Origin of the sequence: Agrobacterium sp. CMT1, from assembly GCF_037203725.1 — a bacterium.
In the GTDB taxonomy this organism is placed as follows: domain Bacteria; phylum Pseudomonadota; class Alphaproteobacteria; order Rhizobiales; family Rhizobiaceae; genus Agrobacterium; species Agrobacterium pusense.
In genome coordinates this window covers 32212-53605 of the sequence record NZ_JBBCAR010000021.1, presented here as the reverse complement: position 1 = coordinate 53605, position 21394 = coordinate 32212, and the positions used below count along the sequence as shown (strand labels likewise).

The 21394-nt window shown below is 59.4% G+C and carries 16 protein-coding genes; 7 read left to right on the top strand and 9 right to left on the bottom strand.

Annotated elements, in window-relative coordinates:
- Both WA845_RS24850 and WA845_RS24845 read left to right on the top strand, forming a co-directional pair.
- Nucleotides 1-843, top strand: coding sequence for a class I fructose-bisphosphate aldolase (locus WA845_RS24850; RefSeq protein WP_174150542.1), 843 nt, complete (start codon nucleotides 1-3; stop codon nucleotides 841-843).
- Nucleotides 836-2338 (top strand): FGGY-family carbohydrate kinase, encoded by a 1503-nt coding sequence (locus WA845_RS24845; RefSeq protein WP_162719217.1) that lies wholly within the window; start codon nucleotides 836-838, stop codon nucleotides 2336-2338. The genes WA845_RS24850 and WA845_RS24845 overlap by 8 nt, the downstream gene beginning before the upstream one ends.
- A 21-nt stretch (nucleotides 2339-2359) precedes the next feature.
- On the opposite strand, the gene WA845_RS24840 is transcribed toward WA845_RS24845, so the two are convergent.
- Nucleotides 2360-3301 carry a bifunctional helix-turn-helix transcriptional regulator/GNAT family N-acetyltransferase gene (locus tag WA845_RS24840; RefSeq protein ID WP_162719218.1) on the bottom strand — a complete coding sequence of 314 codons (942 nt, stop codon included), beginning with the start codon at nucleotides 3299-3301 and terminating at the stop codon, nucleotides 2360-2362.
- A gap of 176 nt (nucleotides 3302-3477) precedes the next feature.
- Between WA845_RS24840 and WA845_RS24835 the strand changes: the two genes are divergently transcribed.
- Nucleotides 3478-3822, top strand: coding sequence for a hypothetical protein (locus WA845_RS24835; RefSeq protein WP_337322837.1), 345 nt, complete (start codon nucleotides 3478-3480; stop codon nucleotides 3820-3822).
- A gap of 27 nt (nucleotides 3823-3849) precedes the next feature.
- Here the strand turns inward: WA845_RS24835 and WA845_RS24830 are convergent, their stop codons facing one another.
- The 7 genes from WA845_RS24830 to WA845_RS24800 form a co-directional block, all read right to left on the bottom strand.
- Nucleotides 3850-4998, bottom strand: coding sequence for an alpha-hydroxy acid oxidase (locus tag WA845_RS24830; protein WP_022563314.1), 1149 nt, complete (start codon nucleotides 4996-4998; stop codon nucleotides 3850-3852).
- Nucleotides 4999-5125: 127 nt separating this feature from the next.
- On the bottom strand, nucleotides 5126-6118 hold the full coding sequence (locus tag WA845_RS24825) for a 2-hydroxyacid dehydrogenase (protein WP_022563315.1): 993 nt from the start codon (nucleotides 6116-6118) through the stop codon (nucleotides 5126-5128).
- 60 nt (nucleotides 6119-6178) lie between these two features.
- Nucleotides 6179-7801, bottom strand: coding sequence for an ABC-F family ATP-binding cassette domain-containing protein (locus WA845_RS24820; RefSeq protein WP_112555208.1), 1623 nt, complete (start codon nucleotides 7799-7801; stop codon nucleotides 6179-6181).
- A 124-nt stretch (nucleotides 7802-7925) separates the two neighbouring features.
- Nucleotides 7926-9164 carry a vWA domain-containing protein gene (locus tag WA845_RS24815; protein WP_037090436.1) on the bottom strand — a complete coding sequence of 413 codons (1239 nt, stop codon included), beginning with the start codon at nucleotides 9162-9164 and terminating at the stop codon, nucleotides 7926-7928.
- Between the two features lie 165 nt (nucleotides 9165-9329).
- Nucleotides 9330-10211 carry a transglutaminase family protein gene (locus tag WA845_RS24810; protein WP_045534650.1) on the bottom strand — a complete coding sequence of 294 codons (882 nt, stop codon included), beginning with the start codon at nucleotides 10209-10211 and terminating at the stop codon, nucleotides 9330-9332.
- Nucleotides 10212-10215: 4 nt separating this feature from the next.
- Nucleotides 10216-12621 carry a circularly permuted type 2 ATP-grasp protein gene (locus tag WA845_RS24805; RefSeq protein ID WP_044459559.1) on the bottom strand — a complete coding sequence of 802 codons (2406 nt, stop codon included), beginning with the start codon at nucleotides 12619-12621 and terminating at the stop codon, nucleotides 10216-10218.
- 1 nt (nucleotide 12622) lies between these two features.
- Nucleotides 12623-15949 carry a transglutaminase family protein gene (locus WA845_RS24800; RefSeq protein WP_112555210.1) on the bottom strand — a complete coding sequence of 1109 codons (3327 nt, stop codon included), beginning with the start codon at nucleotides 15947-15949 and terminating at the stop codon, nucleotides 12623-12625.
- Nucleotides 15950-16020: 71 nt separating this feature from the next.
- Here WA845_RS24800 and WA845_RS24795 point away from each other — a divergent pair, with 71 nt between their 5' ends.
- Together WA845_RS24795 and WA845_RS24790 are read left to right on the top strand one after the other, a co-directional pair.
- On the top strand, nucleotides 16021-16284 hold the full coding sequence (locus tag WA845_RS24795) for a hypothetical protein (protein WP_112555212.1): 264 nt from the start codon (nucleotides 16021-16023) through the stop codon (nucleotides 16282-16284).
- Nucleotides 16241-18052, top strand: a complete 1812-nt coding sequence (locus WA845_RS24790) for an ABC transporter ATP-binding protein/permease (RefSeq protein ID WP_112555213.1) — start codon at nucleotides 16241-16243, stop codon at nucleotides 18050-18052. The genes WA845_RS24795 and WA845_RS24790 overlap by 44 nt, the downstream gene beginning before the upstream one ends.
- Before the next feature lie 39 nt (nucleotides 18053-18091).
- Here WA845_RS24790 and WA845_RS24785 read toward each other — a convergent pair whose 3' ends face one another.
- On the bottom strand, nucleotides 18092-18286 hold the full coding sequence (locus WA845_RS24785; protein WP_004437341.1) for a hypothetical protein: 195 nt from the start codon (nucleotides 18284-18286) through the stop codon (nucleotides 18092-18094).
- 173 nt (nucleotides 18287-18459) lie between these two features.
- On the opposite strand from WA845_RS24785, the gene WA845_RS24780 reads away from it, so the two are divergent.
- Nucleotides 18460-18849 carry an acyl-CoA thioesterase gene (locus WA845_RS24780; protein WP_004437343.1) on the top strand — a complete coding sequence of 130 codons (390 nt, stop codon included), beginning with the start codon at nucleotides 18460-18462 and terminating at the stop codon, nucleotides 18847-18849.
- 156 nt (nucleotides 18850-19005) lie between these two features.
- Complete coding sequence (locus tag WA845_RS24775) at nucleotides 19006-21249, top strand: polysaccharide deacetylase family protein (RefSeq protein ID WP_112555215.1); 2244 nt, start codon at nucleotides 19006-19008, stop codon at nucleotides 21247-21249.
- The last annotated feature ends 145 nt before the right edge of the window (nucleotides 21250-21394 follow it).

The window sequence follows — 21394 nt, the reverse complement described above, 5'->3', positions numbered from 1 at the left end:
ATGCGGATTTCGAAGAAGGCGCGCATGAACAGGCTGTTCCGCAATGGCGGCTGTCTGGATGTGGCCATCGATCACGGGGTTTGTAACGAGCCGAGCTTCCTCGTCGGGCTGGAGGATATGTCGCAGACCGTGGAAAGGCTGGTAGAGGCTCGCCCCGACGCCATCCAGATGGCCTACGGCCAGGCAGACCTGCTGCAGCAGCGGCGGGAGCGCGACAAGCCGGCGCTTGTCATGCGCATCGACATGGGCAACCCCTATAACTCAACACGCCACAGGACCATGTGGTCGCAGCTTCAGAATTATCATGACCCGATCATCGGCGCGCTGGAAATGGATGCCGCCTGCGTCGTCGTGAACCTGTTCATGCTGCCGGACGAACCTGAGCTCTTTCGTCAATGTGTTGAAAACATCAGCCGCGTGCGTGCCGATTGCCATCGTTTCGGCATGCCGCTGATGATCGAACCTTTGGTCATGCTGCCGAATGATGTGCGCGGCGGTTATCAGGTGGATGGCGATGCCGAAAAGATCGTTACGCTGGTTCGTCTTGCCTCGGAAATGGGAGCCGATATCATCAAGGCCGATCCGACCAGTAACCCGCAGGACTTTCACAGGGTGATCGAGGCGGCGCGGTGCCCCGTGCTGGTGCGGGGCGGGGGGCGTGAGGACTTGCGCAATGTATTGGCGAAATCGGCGGCTCTGGTGGCCGAAGGTGCAAACGGCATGGTTTACGGGCGCAATATTTACCAGCACGACAATCCCAAGGCCGTTGTTGCGGCGTTGATGGCCATCATCCATCAGGGTGCGGGTGGTGAGGAAGCATGGGATATCTATAATCGTGGCTGACAAAAATCACATATTGGGTCTGGATGTCGGCAACACGGTCATCAAGGCCGTGCTGTTCGACACGGCGGGCCGACAGGTTGCGCAACACGCGATCGACGGACAGTCGACATTCCCGCAGCCCGGCTATGTCGAGCGCGATCTCGAGGAATTGTGGCGCAACGGTTGCGAGGCGATCCGGCAGCTTCTGGTAAAAGCGGCTGTCGATCCTCGCAGCATCCTCGCGGTAGGCTGCGCCGGCCATGGCAATGGTCTTTATCTTCTAGACAAGAAACAACAGCCCCTGATCGGCATCCAGTCGCTCGACAGCCGCGCCGCCGATGTGGCGGCCGAGCTTGACGGGAAAAGCGGAGCGCAATTGCAGGCCCGCTGCCTGCAGCGGCCATGGCCTGCGCAAACCCCGAGCCTTTTGGCTTGGGTGAAGCGACATGCACCCGATCTTTACGCCCGGACCGGCACGGTGTTGTTTTGCAAGGATTTCGTCAATTTTCGGCTGACGGGATGCCTTGCCAATGATATTTCCGATCTCAGCGGCGCGGGACTTTTGGCTTTGCCGGAAGCGCGGCTCGACCGCGAGCTTCTGTCTCTTTACGATATCGAGGACGCGTTCGCGTTTTTCCCCCATCGCGTGGAATCGGCCGACATCGTAGGCCGGGTGACGGGCGAGGCTGCGGCCATCGCGGGGCTGTCCGAAGGCACACCCGTGATCGGCGGTTTCTTCGATGTGGTCTCCAGCGCCATGGGGTCGGGCGTCATCAATGCCGGGGAAGCTTCGATCATCGCCGGCACCTGGAGCATCAACCAGGTTTTCGCAGACAGGCCGGTCATCAGTCCCGATGTCTTCATGGTTACGACCTTTGGCCGCAACCGCTATGTCAATATCGAATCCAGCGCCACCTCCGCCGCCAATCTCGAATGGTACGTGCATCGTGTTCGCGGTGACCACGGCGACCACGCCTTCGAGCGCTGCAACGAATTGGTCGGCTCCGTTACCCCGCGCGCCGACGATCCGTTCTTCCATCCGTTCATTTTCGGCTCGCGGCTGGGTGCGGAATTTCGCGGCGGCTTTTACGGCCTCGCGGGATGGCATGGTGAAGGCCACATGTTGCGCGCCCTGTTCGAGGGTGTGTGTTTTGAGCATCGCCGCCACATCGGCGTCTTGCGCGAAGCGGGCTTGCCGGTGGAAAGCGCCGTGATGTCCGGCGGCGGTTCCCGCAGCCAGCATTGGCCACAGATCATGGCTGATGTCCTGGAAATTCCGCTGCGTGTCGCGGAGGCCCGCGAGACAGGTGCGCTCGGTGCTGCCATTGGTGCGGCCGTGGCGATTGGACTTTATCCCGATTATGAGGAGGCGGTTTCGGCGATGACACGGGTTGCGAATGCCTACCAGCCGGACGCTGCGCAAGTCTCGCATTATGCGCGGCGTTATGGTCTTTATGCGGAGTTGACCGCGCAGTTGCGTGGCTTCTGGAGCGCCTTGCGGCTGGCGCGAACCTGAAAGTGCACCACGTGCAGACGATCAACCGGGCCGCCGCCGGACAAAGCGTTGCTCCAAGACCTCGCTTCCCCATTGGCTGCCCGGATATTCCTCGACGCATGTAAAACCATGGGTTTCGTAAAGGTGGCGTGCGGTCGAGAGACCGTTGAATGTCCAGAGATGGGTTGCGGCGAAGCCATTTTTGTCGACAAAGGCCAGTGCTGTTTCGAGCAGTCTCCGTCCGACACCGCTGCCGCGCACACCGTCGTCGACAATAAACCAGCGCAGATGCGCAATATTCGCTCCGAGATCTTCACCGTCGATCGCGACGGAGCCGATGATTTGCTGGCTGCGCATTGCAACCCAGATCGCGTTCTTCGGGCTGTCCAGCCGGTTGCAAAAAGCCGCGAGGCCCTCTGCTACAACGGATTCGAAACGCTGGCCGAAGCCGGATGTCTGGGCGTAATAAAGCGCATGCATCTGCGTGATGCGAGCGATGAGCCCTGGCCTGTAGCCTTCGATGACCTCGACGGCGGGAGCCGTGACATCGCCCCTGTCTCCCAGCGCATCGGCATAAAGGCGTAGCCCTTCCAGAACCGTGAGAGCTTGCGCCGGGCCGATCCGTGTTAAGGCGCTCGATACCTGCCGATTTGCGAAGGCGTGAATGGTTCCCACCCTCTTCTGGCCGGGTTTAGTCAGGCGGAGCCGTTTGATTCGGCTATCGTCGATATCCGTCTCCTCCAGGAGGTCTCCTGAAAGGACGAGTTTGCGAAGCATTCGGCTGACGCTCGATTTCTCCAGCCTGAGCAACTTCGCCAGATCCCGAGCTGTGATGCCGGGGCACGCCTCGATCTCGATCAGCGCGTGCACGGCGGAGGGCGGCAGATCAGTGCCGGCAAAATCTCCTCCCATAAAGCCGAGTTCGCGAACAAGCCGCCGCGAGATGGAGCGGATATCGTGTATGGGAAGGGGCTGTTCAGGCATGGTTAATCCAATATGGTTGCATAATGCAACCATATACACATGCGGAACGGTCTGCCAAGGCCATCTCGGCATAAGGACTGGCTTTCTTGGCAAATATTGGCGATCCTCCTTCCATGCACCGATAAAGCGCCTCTCTGCCGCACCAGGGAGGTCAATAATCCGGTCAGGGAGCAGATATGCCCGATACGCCCCGCTTTTTCCGTTATGCCGTTTTGGTTGCGATGTTCCCCGTCGCCGCCCTCGGGCTTGTGGGAACGCCAAATGAATATCGCGCCGTCGGTATCGAGGCTATCGATTGCGACGGCCCCCTATCGGTTCTTGTCGCTGCCGTGCCGGCGTTTTTGGCCTATGCCGTCATCGGCTGGTTGTTTTTGTCTGGCGCCAGGCGCCATCGTTCGCTGATTTCCGGTGGCATTTGCGTGCTGGTATCCCTGGCGCTCACTTGGAACATCGGTCTGGCGCTTCAGGAACATCAACGAAACGCGGCTGAAATGGCCTGCGGTGGCAGTGGCAGGCTTTGACCTGCCCTGAGATCGTGGAACGCTTCCCTAGTCCCGGAACCGGAGGTTGCGGCGGGTCAACTGCTCGACAGTTGTGCAGCCCATCAGCTTCATGCCGCGCTCGATTTCGATACGCATTGTTTCCAAGGCCCTCTCGACCCCCGCCTGGCCTGCAGCGGCAAGCGGGAAAAGATAATAGCGGCCAAGCCCCACGGCTTTTGCCCCCAGAGACAGGGCTTTTAGTACATGGGTGCCACGCTGAATGCCGCCATCCATCATCACGTCAATCCGGTCACCGACCGCATCGACGATCTCGGCCAGCTGGTCGAAAGCGCTGCGGGAACCATCAAGCTGGCGGCCACCATGATTGGAGAGCACGATGCCGCTGCAGCCGATCTCGACGGCGCGCCGGGCGTCGTCCACCGACATGATGCCTTTCAGACAAAAAGGTCCGCCCCATTCGCGCACCATCTGCTCCACGTCCTCCCAATTCATTGAAGGATCGAGCATTTCGGTGAAATAGCGGCTGATGGATAGCGCTCCACCGTCCATCTTGATGTGATCGTCGAGTTGCGGCAGGCTGAAGCGCTCATGGGTCAGATAATTGATGCCCCATGCCGGCTTCATGGCAAATTGCGCAATGCCGGAAAGATTGAGCTTGAAGGGAATGGCAAAGCCGGTGCGCTTGTCGCGCTCGCGGTTTCCGCCGGTGATGCTGTCCACCGTCAGCATCATGGTTTCCACACCGGCGCTTTTTGCGCGCGCCATCATATCGCGGTTGAGGCCACGGTCCTTGTGGAAATAAAACTGATAGACCTGCGGCCCGCCGCTGATGCGGCGCGCTTCCTCCAGACTTGTGGTGCCGAGAGAGGACACGCCGAACATCGTGCCGAATTTGCCGGCCGCCGCAGCAACCGCCCGTTCTCCCTGATGGTGAAAGAGGCGCTGAAGTGCCGTCGGGGAACAATAGACCGGCATTGACAGCTTCTGCCCCATGACGGTGACCGACATATCCACATCGGCAACGCCGCGCAGCACGTCCGGAACCAGATCGCATTTTTCGAAGGCGGCCGTGTTTCGTCGATACGTCACCTCGTCATCGGCTGCGCCGTCGATGTAGTTGAAGATCGGTCCGGGAAGACGCTGTTTGGCCATGCGGCGAAAATCGTGGAAATTATAGCAGTCTTTGAGTTGCATCTGTTGCCCGACCGGTCAGCTTTGAAAGCTCGAAAAAGATCGAGTGAACCTATACCGGGTCTCAGGGGCGGGCAATTGCGTCCGGGGCGAATTTTGCAGTTCTCAGGCGGTTAGCGATCCCGGCGACCTAGGTCCTCGAGACGGCATGCAGCGCCTTGCCGGTATCAAGAAAGCTCGCAATGTTGGCGATTGTCGTGACCGCAATGTTTGTGAGTGCTTCCTGTGTGAAGAAACCCTGATGACCGGTTACCAGAACATTGGGAAAGGTCAACAACCGCGCGAAAACGTCATCGCGCAACACGTCATTGGACAGATCCTCGAAAAAGAGATCGGCTTCCTCCTCGTAGACGTCAATGCCGAGGGAACCGATTGTGCCGTCTTTCAATCCGGCAATCGCGGCCTGCGTGTCGATGATGGCGCCGCGGCTGGTATTGATGAGCATTACGCCCTTTTTCAGCAGCGGCAGCGTTTCGCTACGAATGAGATGGCGGGTCTCCGGTGTCAGCGGGCACATCAGTGTGAGTACGTCCGACGCGCGGAACAGCTCCTCTCGCGTGACATAGGTCATGCCCAGCGCCACGCAATCCGGATTCTGGCGGATATCGTGGCCGAGCAGACGGCAGCCGAAGCCGGCCGCGATACGCGTGAAGATCGCTCCGATCTTTCCCGTCCCCACAACACCAACCGTCTTCCCGTGAAGATCGAAGCCAAGCAGCCCGTCAAGTGCGAAATTTCCCTCGCGAACGCGATTATAGGCGCGGTGAATCTTGCGGTTGAGCGACAGGATGAGCGCCATGGTGTGTTCCGCCACCGCATAAGGCGAATAGGCCGGCACGCGCGCAATGGTGAGGCCGAGCTTTTCGGCGGCCTGAAGGTCCACCTGATTGAACCCGGCGCATCGCAGGGCGACAAGTCGCACACCCATTGCCGCAAGTTTCTCGAGCACCGGTCCGGACAGGTCGTCATTGACGAAGGCACAGATCGCCATCGCTCCCTCCGCCAACGCCACCGTTTCGGCAGACAGGCGCGCTTCGCAATATTGCATCTTCATGCCAGGGTGGGCGGCAGCGTCAAGGAACTGCCGGTCGTAGGGCTTGGCGCTGTAAACCACGATCCGCATCTGCTTCTCCAGTCTCCAAAAGAAAGCTGCCGTCACGGGGCGGTGCGTTCGGCAGATGGCTCAGCTGTGAAGGCCCGGGGCTTCCTGTCCGGTGCTTTCGACATATTCGGTGTACCCGCCACCATATTGATGGATACCATCGGGCGTCAGTTCCAGAACCCGGTTCGAAAGGGCGGCCAGGAAATGACGGTCATGCGAGACGAACAGCATCGTGCCTTCATAGTCCGAGAGCGCCTTGATCAGCATTTCCTTGGTGTCGAGATCGAGATGGTTGGTCGGCTCGTCCAGCACGAGGAAATTCGGCGGATCGAACAGCATGGCAGCCATGACGAGACGGGCCTTTTCCCCGCCGGAAAGAACGCGGCAACGTTTTTCCACGTCGTCGCCGGAAAAACCGAAACAGCCTGCAAGGGCGCGCAACGGCGCCTGCCCCGCCTTTGGAAAGCGCTCTTCCAGCCATTCCAGGATGGTGCTGTCACCGTCAAGAACATCCATGGCGTGCTGGGCGAAGTAACCGAGCTTGACGCTGGCGCCGAGGGTAACCTTGCCCGAATCCGGTTCCGCCGTGCCGGTCACGAGCTTCAACAGCGTTGATTTTCCTGCACCATTGACGCCCATGATGCACCAGCGTTCCTTGCGCCGCACCATGAAGTCGAGATCGCCATAAATGGTGCGGCTGCCATAGGCCTTGTTCACCTTCTTCAGCGCCACGACATCCTCACCCGAGCGGGGCGCCGGCGCGAATTCGAAAGCAACAGTCTGGCGCCGGCGTGGCGGCTCGACGCGATCAATCTTGTCGAGTTTTTTCACGCGGCTCTGCACCTGCGCGGCATGCGAGGCGCGCGCCTTGAAACGCTCGATGAACTTGATTTCCTTGGCGAGCATGGCCTGCTGGCGTTCAAACTGTGCCTGCTGCTGCTTTTCATTCTGCGCGCGCTGCTGTTCGTAAAAGCCGTAGTCGCCGGAATAGGTGGTGAGACTGCCGCCGTCGATTTCGATGATCTTGTTGACGATGCGGTTCATGAATTCCCGGTCGTGCGAGGTCATCAGCAGCGCGCCGTCATAATTCTTCAGGAAATCCTCAAGCCAGATTAGGCTTTCAAGATCGAGATGGTTGGAGGGTTCGTCGAGCAGCATCACGTCCGGCCGCATCAAAAGGATGCGGGCAAGCGCGACGCGCATCTTCCAGCCGCCGGAAAGCTTGGAAACATCGCCGTCCATCATCTCCTGGCTGAAGCTCAACCCGTCCAGCACCTCACGCGCACGGCCTTCCAGCGCGTAACCATCAAGCTCTTCGTACCGCGCCTGCACTTCGCCGTAACGTTCGATTATGGCGTCCATCTCGTCCATCCGGTCGGGATCGGACATGGCGGCTTCCAGTTCCCGAAGCTCCGCCGCGACCTCGCTGACCGGGCCTGCACCCTCCATAACCTCGGCCACGGCAGAGCGGCCGGACATTTCACCGACATCCTGATCAAAATAGCCGACCGTCATGCCCTTCTCGACGACGACCTGACCCTCGTCCGGCTGCTCCTCGCCGGTGATCATCCGGAAAAGCGTGGTCTTGCCGGCACCGTTCGGACCGACAAGGCCGATCTTCTCACCGCGATTGAGCGCGGCGGAGGCCTCGATATAGAGAATGCGGTGACTGTTCGACTTGCTGATGTTTTCGATGCGGATCATGACAGGGCCTGTGAATGGGAGCGGCCCTCCTATGCCACGGGCCGCCGCCGCTGTCACCTGCCGCACATGTTCTGTCAGCCATGCAGCGGACAAGGCGCTCCGGCACGGCGGCGCCGGAAGCCGATCAGTTGGTGAGCGTGGCTATGCTGCCTGCAGCCTTGCGGGCGATTTCGCCAAAGGCTGTTACGATCTGCTCCATGTTTTCAGGGGCGTAATAATTGTCAGCGCTCGATGCGCAATATTGCAGCAGCGCCTTGCCCTTGTCCGGCGCCATGAAGGCGACGCTGAAAATCTTGATTCCATCTTTCTTGGCAGTCTCGCAGGTGGTGCGCACCGACTGGTCGATGCTGGAATTCCACGAGGCGCTGTTTCCCGTCATTTCGCCATCGGTCATCAGAACAATATAGCGCTCGAAGGATTCGTTCCCCTGCGTTTTATGTGCCTTCGCCTCGTCGGGATTGGCTTTCTTGAGTGCGTTATAGGCGGCGTTCAGGCTGCTGCGGGCATCCGTGCCGCCGGTGGGAAATTCCGGAATCTGTTTGTCCACATAGCTGACAACACTGCTCGTGCCCCAGCTAAGGGGCTGGACGGCATAGGTCTCGTGCGTATAGACCGAGGCACCTGTCCGCACCAGTTGCGAACTGCCGTTCGCAGTGTAAGTCGGGTCGGCCTTGTTCAATGTGGCGACGAGAAATCCGACCGCGGTTTTGAGCGACGTGGCCTTGTTGACATAGCAGGGGGATGTCTTGCCCAGATTGGGATATTTACCCCAATTATCAGCCGTGTAGTTCTGGCATGACGTTTTTTTGGTATCGATTGTATCCGTCTTGAACGACATCGAGCCGGAACGATCAAGCGCCAGATACATGGAGATCGGAGCACCCTTGTTGACGGTGCTCTTTGCGGTGCCGGTTACCGAAAGATCGAGTGTTTTTGCGCCAATGAACCCGAGCAGCGGATTGAGCTGAACCTTGTGGTTGATCGTGGTTTCGATCGTGTAGGTCTTGCCGCGGGCATTTTCCGTCGTCGTGATGCTGGTTGGAGAATTCTCCTCCAGTTTCTTCTTTTCTTCTTCGGTCAGGCTTTTTTCCATCTGCGCCGCAATGAAGCCTTTGGCGATTTCCTTGATCTGCTCATCCGTCAGATCGCCCTTTTTCAGCCGCGCCTCGGTTGCCGCCGCAAGGGCGGCTGAATCCGCAGTGTTCTGCATGTCCGCTTTCACCTGCATCACATTCGCCAACTCCATGCCGGCACCGGCAAAACCGAGCAAGACAGGCAGCAGGATTGCCGTCATGATGCCGAAATTGCCGCTCTTATCGGTCAGGAAACGGCGCTTCAATTTGTCAGGTGCGGAGGCGGTCATAGGGGGCTCACCGATTAGAATATTCGACTGAGCGCAGGAAACCCGCAAACGATGTAAAATCCGCTAAGGTGATCGGTTCAATTTTACGCAGTGGTCAAATTGACGCAGCTTTCAAAGTATTTTCAAGAATTGTCGTCGCGAAGGTCTGGAATAATACACGTTGTGTCATTGCTGGACGGGGATCACGTCGACCGCCTGTTTTATCTGCTGATTGCCGTAGCTCTTCAATACCCCGATAACGGGGGCGACATCGGAATAATCCCTGCCATAACCGACGACGATATGGTCGCTCCCCGCCACGATGTCGTTGGTGGGATCGAGCTCCAGATAACCGGCAGCCTCGCCGCACCAGATGCGCACCCAGGCGTGCATTGCGTCGGCGCCTTCAAGCCGTTCCTTGCCGGGCGGAGGAATGGTACGCAGGAAACCGCTGACATAACCGGCGGGAATGCCGAGGCTGCGCAAGGCCATGATCATGATATGCGAAAAATCCTGGCACACGCCGCGCTTTAGTTTGAAGGCTTCCGCAGGTGTCGTATCAACGGTCGTCGCCTCGCCGTCATAGGTGAAGTCCTTATGGATCCGTTTGCACAGAGAGAGCGCAATTTCGCGAATGGTCATTCCGGGCTTCAGCACTTCCCGGGCATAGGCGGATATCGCCGTGTCCATTCCGATCCTTGGACTAGCGCCGATAAAGTGGTGCGGCGACTGGAAATCGAGCGACCACACACCGGCGAGGTCCTGCGGCAGGCGGGAAAGCTCGGGCGAAAAATCCGCCGTCAATGCCGGGGCTTCCACCATCACCCGCGCCTGCATGCGAATATCGAGCTTTTCATGCGGTGCGCGCAGATGCACCGATGTTGCCGAGAGATGAAAGAAATCCTCGAAGACGGCCCGTTCTTCCGGCGTCGGCGAAACGTCGATGGAGCCGGCGACGAGCCGCTGTCGACCCGGGATGGAGAGCGGCAGGACGCGGATGATGTGGCGTGCGCCATGTGCCGGCGTGTCGTAGGTGTAACCCATATGCAGGGAAAGATCATAGAGCATAGGATTATCCGAGATAGGTCCGGGCCAGAACATCGGAAAGATGCTCCATGTCGGTTTCGAGCTGGCGGTAGATCGCGCCATTCATGTTTTCCGGCGTCATGACCGCCAACCCGGAATGCAGACGCATCGTCTCGCGGTAGAAGGGCGACATCTGGCCGTTGACGAAGGCGTTTGGAAGCTGCTCCACCTCGGTGCGGATCTCGTTCAGCTGAAACAGGATCGAGCGGGGATTGAGCGGGTCGAGTGCCAGAAGATCGGTCACGGTCAGACCTGCCGTATTGACGTTATACCGCCGGCGATGGGTCATGACGCTGTCGCCGATTTCAAGCAGCATGTCATAGGATCCATCTGGCGCGTCCGGGCCGGTCATATGGCCGAGAAGACGCGTCATATGCAGTCCACGTTCGAGATAACGGCCGATCGACAGGAAACGCCAGCCGGTAAAGCGATACATGTTTTCGTGCACCAGGCCGGCAAAGCCCGCAAGCTTGCGCAAGAGGACCGTCATGGCATGGGTCGCGTCGTCGCCGGGAGCCACTTTCGCGTGGAAACGGCGGGCTGTCTTGGCAAGATCGTTCAGCGCCAGCCATCCGTCCGGTGAAAAGCGGTCACGAATGTTGCTGGCGGAATAAAGCGCGCTGTTGATGTTGGTAAGCAGGCTTTCCGGCACGGCATCGTTCATCTCCACATCAAGCGCTTCGAGATACCGCGTGACATGCGCGAGCAGCGGCTGGCGCGGATCAGCGGATTCGGCATAACGCCCATGCCAGGCGCGAAGGATGCGCAAGGCGCCTTCAGAGCGCTCAATGTAACGACCCAGCCAGAAGAGATTGTCGGCCGCGCGGCTTGGCAGGCTGCCCGGCATGTTGCGGGTGAAGCTCTCTTCCGCCGGCAGAAGCGTGGTGCGCTCCACCGGTCTGTCGCTGACGATCCAGACATCAGCCGCGCTTCCGCCCGATTGCATGGCGATGGCGGACACGTCGTCACCGCTGCCGATCCGGGCAAAGCCACCCGGCATGATCTGCCAGCCATCCTGGGTACGGGCGGCAAATACACGAAGGCTCATCGGGCGCGGCACGAGCTTGTTGTCGATATAGGCCGGGGTGGTTGAAAGCTTCACCACTTCCTGGCCCACCAGCCTGTGGCCATCGGAGGCAAGCCAGTCGCTGATCGATTCCTTTGCAGTTTCTCTCAGGGAAGAGCCGAGCACGGACTGGCCGTTATCGTCGAAGAATGGAAGCCGGGAATAGGCCGGGCCAATGACCATGCCTTCGATATTGCCGGCGACGTGACGGCGTTCAGCCTCCTGTCCGCACCACCAGGTGGCGATGGACGGCAATTTCAGTTCTTCGCCGAGAATGTGGCGGCAGATGCGCGGCATGAAGGCAAGCAGCGCCCGCGTTTCCAGAATTCCGCTGCCGAGCGCGTTGACGATGGTGAGCGCTTCATTGCGCAATGCCTGTACCATGCCCGGCGTGCCGATATGGGATTGCTGGTTGAGCTCCAGCGGATCGGAATAGGATGCGTCGAGACGCCGCCAGAGGACGCCGATCGGCTTCAACCCGGCAACCGTTCTGACCATGACGCGGCCATTGACAACGGTCAGGTCTTCGCCCTCCAGCAGCATGAAGCCAAGATAACGGGCGATATAGGCGTGTTCGAAATAGGTCTCGTTGGCCGGGCCGGGCGTTAACACGGCGATCCGGTCGTCGGGGTGTTTTCTTTGCGCCTGCAGCGTGTCGCGGAAAGCACCAAAAAACGAGGCCAGACGGTGAACATGGGTTTCGGCATAGATGTCGGAGAGCGCACGCGTGGTCGCTACCCGGTTTTCGAGCGCGAAACCCGCACCGGAGGGCGCCTGTGTCCTGTCGGCCAGCACCCACCAGTTGCCATCTGGCCCACGCCCGATCTCGAAGGAACAGAAATGCAGGTAATGACCGCTTGCCGGCTTTACGCCGACCATGGGGCGCAGATATTCGGGATTGGAGGCAATCAGCGCTGGCGGCACATAACCTTCCTTCACCAGTCGGTTTTCGCCGTAAAAATCGGCGACCATGGCTTCCAGAAGATTGGCGCGCTGCTTCAACCCCTCGGCAAGAACCGTCCATTCCCGGTCGTCGATCAGCACCGGAATATGGGAGATCGGCCAGTTTCTTTCGCTGCTGCCCTTGCCGTAATCGCGGTAGAACACGCCGGCATCGCGCAGATAGCGGTCAGTGCGGGCAAAACGCTCATGCAGCTCCCGCTCAGACATGCGCGAGAGGGCCTCGAGCAGGGTCTTCCAGACCGGTCTCACCGTGCCGTTGTTATCGAGCATTTCGTCGGCAACGCCAGGCAAAGGGGAATATTCAAGCCCGCTTGGTCGCGCGCTCGTTTCCGTCTTGCGTTCCGTTGCCGGGGCTTTGGACAATTTATACTCCGTAAGGCCGGCGCAGATCGAGCGTCAGCGGAAATTCTGGCGACACGGTTTCCGCCCGAAGCGGATATTGCCCTGCCGTATGCCCCCATGGTTCGAAACGGGCGAGGCGGCGTGCCTCCGCCTCATTGCCGTTGACGGGAAATGTCTCGTAATTGCGCCCGCCCGGATGAGCAACATGATAGATGCATCCGCCGATCGATCGCCTCGACCATGTATCATAAATGTCAAAGGTCAAGGGTGAATTGACGGGCAGCACGGGATGCAGGCCGGAAGCGGGCTGCCATGCCTTGAAGCGGACGCCGGCAACCGCGACGCTGCGGTTTTCCGTTGGAGTCAGCGGAACGGCGCGGCCGTTGCAGGCCACCGCGTAGCGGGCGGGATTGGACGTTTCGAGCCGCACCTGCAGGCGCTCGACGGAGCTGTCGACATAACGCACGGTGCCGCCGATGGCGCCCTGTTCGCCCATCACATGCCAGGGTTCCAGCGCCTGGCGCAATTCCAGCTTTGATCCTTCATATTCCACCTCCCCGAAGAAGGGGAAACGGAATTCCTGCTGGGCGGTGAACCATTCGGGCTTCAGGTCGAAACCGTTTTCCCTGAGGTCTGCAAGCACATCCAGGAAATCCGCCCAGATATAATGTGGTAGCATGAAACGATCGGCGAGTGCCGTGCCCCAGCGCACGAATTTGCCGACGGCCGGGTTTTTCCAGAAACGCGCGATGAGAGCACGCACCAGCAACTGCTGGGCAAGCGACATGCGCGCATTTGGCGGCATTTCGAAACCGCGAAATTCCACCAGCCCGAGGCGGCCGGTCGGTCCATCAGGCGAAAACAGCTTGTCGATGCAGATTTCGGCGCGGTGGGTATTGCCCGTTACATCCGTCAGAAGATTGCGGAACAGGCGGTCAACCAGCCATGGCAAGGGCGGAACGCCTTCACCGGGCAGCGGCACCTGCGCAAGCGCGATCTCCAGTTCGTAGAGACTGTCGTGGCGGGCTTCGTCGATACGTGGCGCCTGGCTCGTCGGGCCGATGAAGAGCCCTGAGAAGAGATAGGAAAGCGAGGGGTGCCGCTGCCAGTGCAGCACAAGACTTTTCAGAAGATCGGGTCGGCGCAGGAATGGGCTGTCATTGGGATTGGCGCCGCCCACCACCACATGGTTGCCGCCGCCGGTGCCGGTATGACGGCCATCGATCATGAATTTGTCGGCACCGAGACGTGACTGGCGCGCCTCTTCGTAGACTGCGGTGGTAATGTCGACACAGTCCTTCCAGCTTGAAGCGGGGTGGATGTTGACCTCTATTACACCTGGATCGGGCGCGACGCGGATTACATTGATACGCTCATCATGCGGCGGCGCATAACCCTCTATGTGGACTGGCAATCCAAGCTCGGCGGCAGCCGCCTCCGCTGCTGCAATCAGCTCGAGATAGTCCTCGATGCGTTCCACTGGCGGCATGAAGACGCAGAGCCTGCCATCACGCGGTTCCACCGACATGGCGGTGCGCACCGCGCCGCCGATTTCGCCGATCGTCTGCTCTACGCGTTCCTGCCCCGCGGCTTCGCTGGCATGGAAAGAAGCTTCGGGCATGGCGCGGCCCGATGGCGTGAAGACGTCGGGAAGCGGACCGCGAGGGATCGAGGGGTCTGCCTCGTGAATATAGGGATAGGCGGATGGCGGCACATAGGGCAGGGTGCCCAGTGGCAGGCGGTAACCCACCGGGCTGTCGCCCGGAACGAGGAATATTTTACCGCGCCGCGTCTTCCATTTTTCGCTGATCCAGCGCTTGCCGGCGGCGCGCGCATTCCACGCCTGAACGGGAAGAATATAGCCGGTCGGTGTCGTCAGTCCCCGCTCGAAGACGCGGGCTATGCGGTTTCGCTCCTCCGGGTCCTTCAGCTTGGAATTTGACGGGTCAACATTGTCGGGAAGGCTTCCTTCCTTGATGATCCATTCCGCCGGATCCTCATAGGCCGGCAGCACCAGCTCCCGTTCGATGCCGAGATGGGAGGCGATGCCGCCCAGCAGTTTCTGCGCGTCTTCCGCCTTTGCGCCGGTATTCGCGCCCTCCTCGGCGATAAGCGCCGGGTTCTGCCAGATCGGCAGGCCATCCTTGCGCCAATAGAGCGAGAACGTCCAGCGCGGCAGGCTTTCGCCCGGATACCATTTTCCCTGGCCGTAATGCAAAAACCCACCCGGTGCGAAACGCTCGCGCAGGCGGCGGATCAGAAGGTCGGCCTTTTCTCGCTTTGTTGGCCCCACCGCACCGGTGTTCCACTCATCGGATTCGAAATCGTCGATGGAAACGAAGGTCGGTTCGCCGCCCATGGTCAACCGGACATCATGGGTATTCAGAACCTCATCGACCTCCTGGCCGAGCGCATTGAGTTCGTCCCAGCTTTCGTCCGAAAAAGGCTTGGTGATGCGCGGCGTCTCGGCAACCCGCCGGACCTGCATGTCGAAGGCGAATTCCGTGTTGGCATGGCCGTAATAGCCGCCAGAAATAGGCGCGGCGTTGCGGTAATGCGGTGTTGCCGCCAAAGGAATATGGCTCTCGCCGGTCAATAGACCGGACGTGGGGTCGAGGCCGATCCAGCCCGCACCCGGCATATAAACCTCGGCCCATGCGTGCAGATCGGTGAAGTCCACCTCGGTGCCGGATGGGCCGTCCAGCGCCTTGAGGTCCGGTGTCAACTGGATGAGATATCCCGACACGAAACGGGCAGCGAGGCCAAGATGCCTCAGGACCTGCACGAGCAGCCAGCTGGTATCGCGGCAGGACCCCTTGCCGGAAGCAAGCGTCTCCTCAGGTGTCTGGACGCCGGGTTCCATGCGGATGACGTAACCGATCTCCTGCTGCAGGCGGGCGTTGAGGCCGACGACCATGTCCACCGTCTGTTGACCTGGAGTGCGGTCGACAGTGGCCATGAAGGCGGCGAGCAGAGGACCGGTCGGTTCCGGCTTCATGTAGATGGAGAGATCGTCGCGCAGTTCCTGTGGATAGTCGAAGGGCCACTTTGTCGCCTCTTCCTCCACAAAGAAATCGAACGGATTATAAACCGTCATATCGGCGACAAGATCGACCTCGATCTTGAATTCGCTCACCGGTTCCGGAAAAACGAAGCGGGCAAGGTAATTACCGTAGGGATCCTGCTGAAGGTTCACGAAGTGATTGGAGGGTGAAACCTTGAGAGAATGGCTGATGACGCTGGTTCTGGAATGTGAGGCGGGCTTCAGTCTGATGATCTGTGGTCCAAGGCGAACCGGATTGTCGTATTTATAATGCGTCAGATGATAGATGCTCGCTTTGATCGCCATTAATCTGCCTTGCCCGGTTTTCCGGCTTATGCGGTTTGTCCGCCCCTCTGAAATTACTCGGATTTTGTGCAATGCAGGAAAAGAAAGCAAGGATCATTTCCTGGGGCAATCGCATTGTTGGTCGAAGCCGCTTCATTCGCCTGCACGAAGAATTGCGCGGGCCTTCAGGTTGTCGCCGCGGAGATTTCGCCGGCATTGTGGACATGGTCGAACGGCGTGTTATTGCTTGGCATCGAAAGGCGCAGAATCGCGACCGGCTTTCTTTGCCCACTGACGTTTCGGAATGGATGAATGGCAACATCGGTAAGCGACGATCAGCGCAAGGGCGCGGCTAACCTTTCGGGCTTCGATCTCGATTTTCCGGCTCAGCTGCGCGTGATGGGGCGCGCCTTCTGGACATCGCCGGTGCGCAACCGTCTGATCTTGCTGTCGATGGCCCTTCTCACGGTGATATTGCTGACGGCCTACGGGCAGATCAGGCTCAATGAATGGAATGCGCCGTTTTATAACGCGCTGGAACGGCGCGATCTCGACGCCTTCCTTCATCAGCTCGAGGTTTTCGCGGTCATCGCCGGGCTGTTGCTGCTCCTCAACGTCATTCAGACCTGGCTCAACCAGATGACGGCGCTTAACATGCGCGAGGGTCTTGCCAAGGATATGGTGGACCAGTGGCTGAAGCCGGGTCGAGCCGCCCGCCTCGCCAGTTTCGGTACGATAGCCATCAATCCGGACCAGCGGCTCCATGACGATGTCCGCAACCTCGCCGAAAGCAGTACGGCGCTTTCGATCGGTCTTGTGAACGCGACGATCCTGCTTGTCAGCTTCATCGGCGTCCTCTGGTCGCTCTCGGCGGGCTTTGCCATTACCATCAGCGGCGATACCTATGCTATCCCCGGCTATATGGTCTGGGCGGCAATCCTTTATGCCGGTTCCGCTTCCCTGCTCAGCAACCTCGTCGGTTATCGGCTGGTGGGGCTGAACGCGGAGCGTTATTCCAAAGAGGCTGAGCTTCGCTTTTCGTTAATGCGGGCCAGCGAAAATCTTGCCGCCATTGCCCTTGCGCGTGGCGAAAAAAATGAGAGGCGGCGGATTGGCGTCGATATCGATGCCGTCCTCGGTGTCATCCGGGGACTCGCCATGGCGCTGACACATCTGACCTGGGTCTCGGCGGGGTATGGCTGGCTGGCGGTGGTGGCCCCGATCCTGATCGCGGCTCCGGTCTATTTTTCCGGCAATCTCACTTTCGGCGGGCTGATGATGGCGGTCGGCGCCTTCAATCAGGTGAATACGGCGCTACGCTGGTATATCGACAATTTCGGGCCGATCGCAAGCTGGAAGGCGACGTTGCAGCGTGTCTCCGTGTTCCGGAACGCTTTGATCCAGATGGACAGCGTGGAACAGCACGGCCTGACGATCGATCTGCAACGCAGTGCGGAAAATGACAGAATCCGTCTTCAGTCGGTTACGATCTGCCGCGATGCGGGTGGGCAGGACATTGAACGCGGGTTCATGCTGCATGAGGCGGATGTCAAGGTCGGGCCGGGCGAACGGCTGATGATCAATGGCGAGCAGGGTGTGAACCGGCGGCTTTTGTTCGCAGCTATGGCGGGGCTGTGGCCCTGGGGCCAGGGCAGGATAGAGATGCCGGATCAAACCGACACGCTTTTCATTGCTCAGCACGGTTATCTGCCGGCAGGAACGCTGCGCGAAATCATGGCTTATCCGCGTGCACCCCAGCGCTTTGCGGATGAGGATTATGTTTCGGCGCTCGCCGCATCGGGTCTCGGCGAGATGGCCTCTCGTCTTGATGAAAACATCCGTTGGGACAAAAAACTGGATTCGGACGAACAGGCCAGCATCCGGGTTGCCAATGCGCTGTTGCTGAAACCGAAATTCATCGTCATTGACGATCTGCTGGAAGGCTTGGAAAAACAGACGCAGGACACGCTGGCCGGGGTTTTGAACGGGATCGAGGGCGCGGCGATTGTTTATATCGGCCGGTCCGAGACTTTTCTGTCGATTCTTTCTCCGGCGGTCGCCCATCTAGACCACGTCTCCCAGAAGGACGGGACGGACAGGCGCGATGGGGGCGCCGTGCAATAGCTCAATGGTCGTGCTGCCGGGTGTGCCGATCGAGGCGTATCAGAGCCGCAAATGCCATTTTTCAGAGTTGAGCCGCTGTTGTTTGGCGATACTTATGGTGTTGTTCGGCTCCACCTGTGAGCGGAAAGCCAGTGTACCTGTTGCCAGGCTGATGGCGACAACGCTAGCGACCGCCAGAACTATACGATCGTAACGCTGCTGTATCGTGTTGTTTCCACTCCAGTCATAGGCCATTTGTACGCCCCCGCGCTTTTTTGGAATCGTGCCCCATCATGGTTAACCGAAGCTTACGATGCCCCTGTGATTCCTTGCGGTTTTGGAAGGGCTGCCGCGACAAATCGGCTATTGGCGGAAGGGGTGCGGTTGTTTAAGTCCGGCAGCGGGAGGTTTGTGAAAGGAATTTGACGATGGATCAGCAGCCGCCCGCCGATATGGAACTGACGCTCAGAACGCTTGCCATGCCTGCCGATGCCAATCCGGCCGGCGATATTTTCGGCGGCTGGGTCATGTCGCAGATGGACCTTGCCGCTTTCGTCCGCGCCAATGATGTGGCCGGGGGCCGAACCGTCACCGTCGCAGTCAACGAGATCGTCTTCAAGAAGCCGGTCAAGATCGGTGATACACTGTGCGTCTATACTCGCATCGAAAAGATTGGCCGCACCTCCGTCACGCTGAAGATCGAAGCCTGGACGCGCCGGCACTATCGGGATTCGCGTGAAAAGGTGACGGAGGCCGTCTTCATCATGGTCGCCGTCGATGAGAACGGTGAGCCGCGCCCGGTTCGGAAAGACGTATGAGGCGTTGATTTTCCCTCCGGATGCTGTCTGGAACGCATCGTGGAGAGACCGGCAGCGCAAGCGCCTTGGCCTTTCCGCGACCCCCATATTTCGGAAATATCGAATTTATTTATCAATTTTTGCGATCAAGATATGGAGTAGGACGGGGATCAGGCTTTGACCATTCCAGGTGTTGTTATTGTCGGCGGCGCTCATGGCACGCTCGCCCTCGCGCGCAGCCTCGGGGCCCTGAATGTGCCTGTTTATTACCTCACCCATGACTCACCCCTGCCTAGCTGGTCGCGTTTCGTGCGGGAGACAATACGCTGGGCCGGTCCGCACGACGCAGGGGCAATGTCTTTCCTGCGGCAGATGGCCGACAGGCATCATCTCAAGGGTTGGCTGCTGGTCCCATCCGGCGATGGTGAGGTTCAGCTCGTTTCGCAGCATCACGATGAACTTTCGGCTCTCTACAAGATCGTTCTGCCGGACTGGGCGGCGCTGCAATGGCTGTGCGAAAAACCGCTGCTATACAGGCGTGCGGCGGAACTCGGCGTCAGAATTCCCAGGACCTATGCGCTCGCATCAGCCGCTGATATCGATGCGCTTGACGTGCTGTTTCCCGTCATTCTCAAGCCAAATATGGGCGGCGGCGATACTGCGATCGCCCGCGCCAAGGTCGTCCGCGCCGAAGATCGGCAGGCCCTGAAAGCCGCCTTTGCCGAGGCCAGCGAAGAGATCGGCGCCGGCAATGTGGTGGTGCAGGAACTCATTCCAGGTGGCGGACGAAACCAGTTCTCCTATGCTGCCCTGTGGCTGAACGGAGAACCAGTGGCGGAATTCACCGCCCGTCGCATCCGTCAGTATCCCGTCGATTTCGGTTACACCAGCACTCGCGTCGAGATTGTCGACAACCCGTCGGCGATCGATGCCGCCCGGACAATATTGAGGTCCGCCGGTCATAGCGGACTGGTCGAGGTGGAATTCAAGTTCGATGACCGGGACGGGACGCTGAAACTTCTCGATGTGAATCCGCGTCCTTGGTCGTGGTTCGGCCTCTGTTCTGCTGCCGGCATTGATCTTGGCGCATTGTTATGGCGTGCCGCCAACGAAGAGCCGACCGGCGAGCCGGTCAAGGCCCGCAACGGCACGTCGTGGTCCTATCTTGTCCGTGATCTTGTTGCCGCATTTACCCTGGGACGGAGAGGGGAGGTGCGGGCTGCCGACTATCTTGCGGCCCTCGCCAAGGTCCGCAGTTGGGCTGCATTTGCGCTGAATGACCCGCTGCCGGGCCTGATCGACCTGCCGCTCACAGCCTTCAGGGTGTTGAAAAAGCGGATATTACCCGGCCTGTCGTCGCGACAACCGGCGGGACTTTTTCTGCAGCCGGTAAAACGCCTTGTGAAATACACCGTCATAAGGGCCGGGCTGGAGGTGAGTTCCCTTCCGGCTGTCCGCTCGGCATTCCCTTCGCTTGCCGGGCGAGGTGTCATCTTCACGCTTCACCACGTGCGTCCGGGCGGCGCTGTTTCGGCTTTCGCGCCCAATGTACAATTGTCCGTCACGCCGGAGTTCCTCGAAGAGGCCATACAGGCGGCGCTCGAATCGGGTCTCGTTCCCGTGCACCTGCATGATCTTCCGGCACTGCTTGCCGGCAGCGGAGAAGACCGCTCGTTTTGTGCCTTCACGCTTGATGATGGCTATCGCAACAACGCAGACTACGCCGCGCCGATCTTTCGCAAATATAACGTTCCCTACACGATCTTCATCACGCCCGGTTTTGTCGAGCGTAAACGCGGCTTGTGGTGGGAGACCGCCGCCGCCTTGACGCAGAAGGCGGCGTCGTTCGATTTCGATTTCGGGGCAGGGCCGGAGCACGTGACATGCGGAACGCCCCTGCAAAAAGCGGATGCATTCGCGCGGCTGGAAAATTTTGTCCAAAGTGCCGCCGAAGATGAAGCGGTGGAGAGGATCGATCGCGCCGCTCGACAGTGTGGAATCGATCCGGTTGCCATCGTGGACGAACTCATCATGGATGCGGCAGAACTCAGGGCGCTGTCGGAGGATCCTCTGGTGCATCTCGGCGCCCATACCATGACCCATGTGAATATGCGCAAGATCGACGCTGAACGCCTGGCTTACGAGATTGCGGAATCGAAGCGCCGCGTAGAGGAATATGCGGGCCATCCACCGCGCTCCTTTTCTTATCCCTATGGTTGGACGAAGGCGGTGGGCGAGCGCGAGGCGAAGGCGGTATCGGACGCAGGGTTTTCCGCGGCAGTCACCACACAGGCGGGGGTTCTCGGCCTCGGCAGTCTCGAAAAGCCCACACTCTTGCCGCGTGTTTCACTGAACGGCCGCTTTCAGAAAAAGCGCTTCGTCAAAGCCCTTATCTCCGGTCTGCCTTTCCGTTTCGTTTAGCGACGCGGGTTTGTCATCCTTGCTGGCACCCCGCTACCGGTGGGCATGGCTGATCTTGCTTTCCATTTCTCTCCGGCGACTTGAAAGGTCCGTGCGATCAATTTTGTTATTCACATCTCTTTATCTATTGAATATAAATAAATTT

Coding starts and splice junctions, on each gene's coding strand:
- WA845_RS24835 (WP_337322837.1), top strand. CDS start 3,478: ATGCCCGATACGCCCCGCTTTTTCCGTTATGCCGTTTTGGTTGCGATG.
- WA845_RS24850 (WP_174150542.1), top strand. CDS start 1: ATGCGGATTTCGAAGAAGGCGCGCATGAACAGGCTGTTCCGCAATGGC.
- WA845_RS24830 (WP_022563314.1), bottom strand. CDS start 4,998: ATGCAACTCAAAGACTGCTATAATTTCCACGATTTTCGCCGCATGGCC.
- WA845_RS24800 (WP_112555210.1), bottom strand. CDS start 15,949: ATGGCGATCAAAGCGAGCATCTATCATCTGACGCATTATAAATACGAC.
- WA845_RS24820 (WP_112555208.1), bottom strand. CDS start 7,801: ATGATCCGCATCGAAAACATCAGCAAGTCGAACAGTCACCGCATTCTC.
- WA845_RS24810 (WP_045534650.1), bottom strand. CDS start 10,211: ATGCTCTATGATCTTTCCCTGCATATGGGTTACACCTACGACACGCCG.
- WA845_RS24840 (WP_162719218.1), bottom strand. CDS start 3,301: ATGCCTGAACAGCCCCTTCCCATACACGATATCCGCTCCATCTCGCGG.
- WA845_RS24795 (WP_112555212.1), top strand. CDS start 16,021: ATGCAGGAAAAGAAAGCAAGGATCATTTCCTGGGGCAATCGCATTGTT.
- WA845_RS24825 (WP_022563315.1), bottom strand. CDS start 6,118: ATGCGGATCGTGGTTTACAGCGCCAAGCCCTACGACCGGCAGTTCCTT.
- WA845_RS24815 (WP_037090436.1), bottom strand. CDS start 9,164: ATGACCGCCTCCGCACCTGACAAATTGAAGCGCCGTTTCCTGACCGAT.
- WA845_RS24790 (WP_112555213.1), top strand. CDS start 16,241: ATGGCAACATCGGTAAGCGACGATCAGCGCAAGGGCGCGGCTAACCTT.
- WA845_RS24780 (WP_004437343.1), top strand. CDS start 18,460: ATGGATCAGCAGCCGCCCGCCGATATGGAACTGACGCTCAGAACGCTT.
- WA845_RS24785 (WP_004437341.1), bottom strand. CDS start 18,286: ATGGCCTATGACTGGAGTGGAAACAACACGATACAGCAGCGTTACGAT.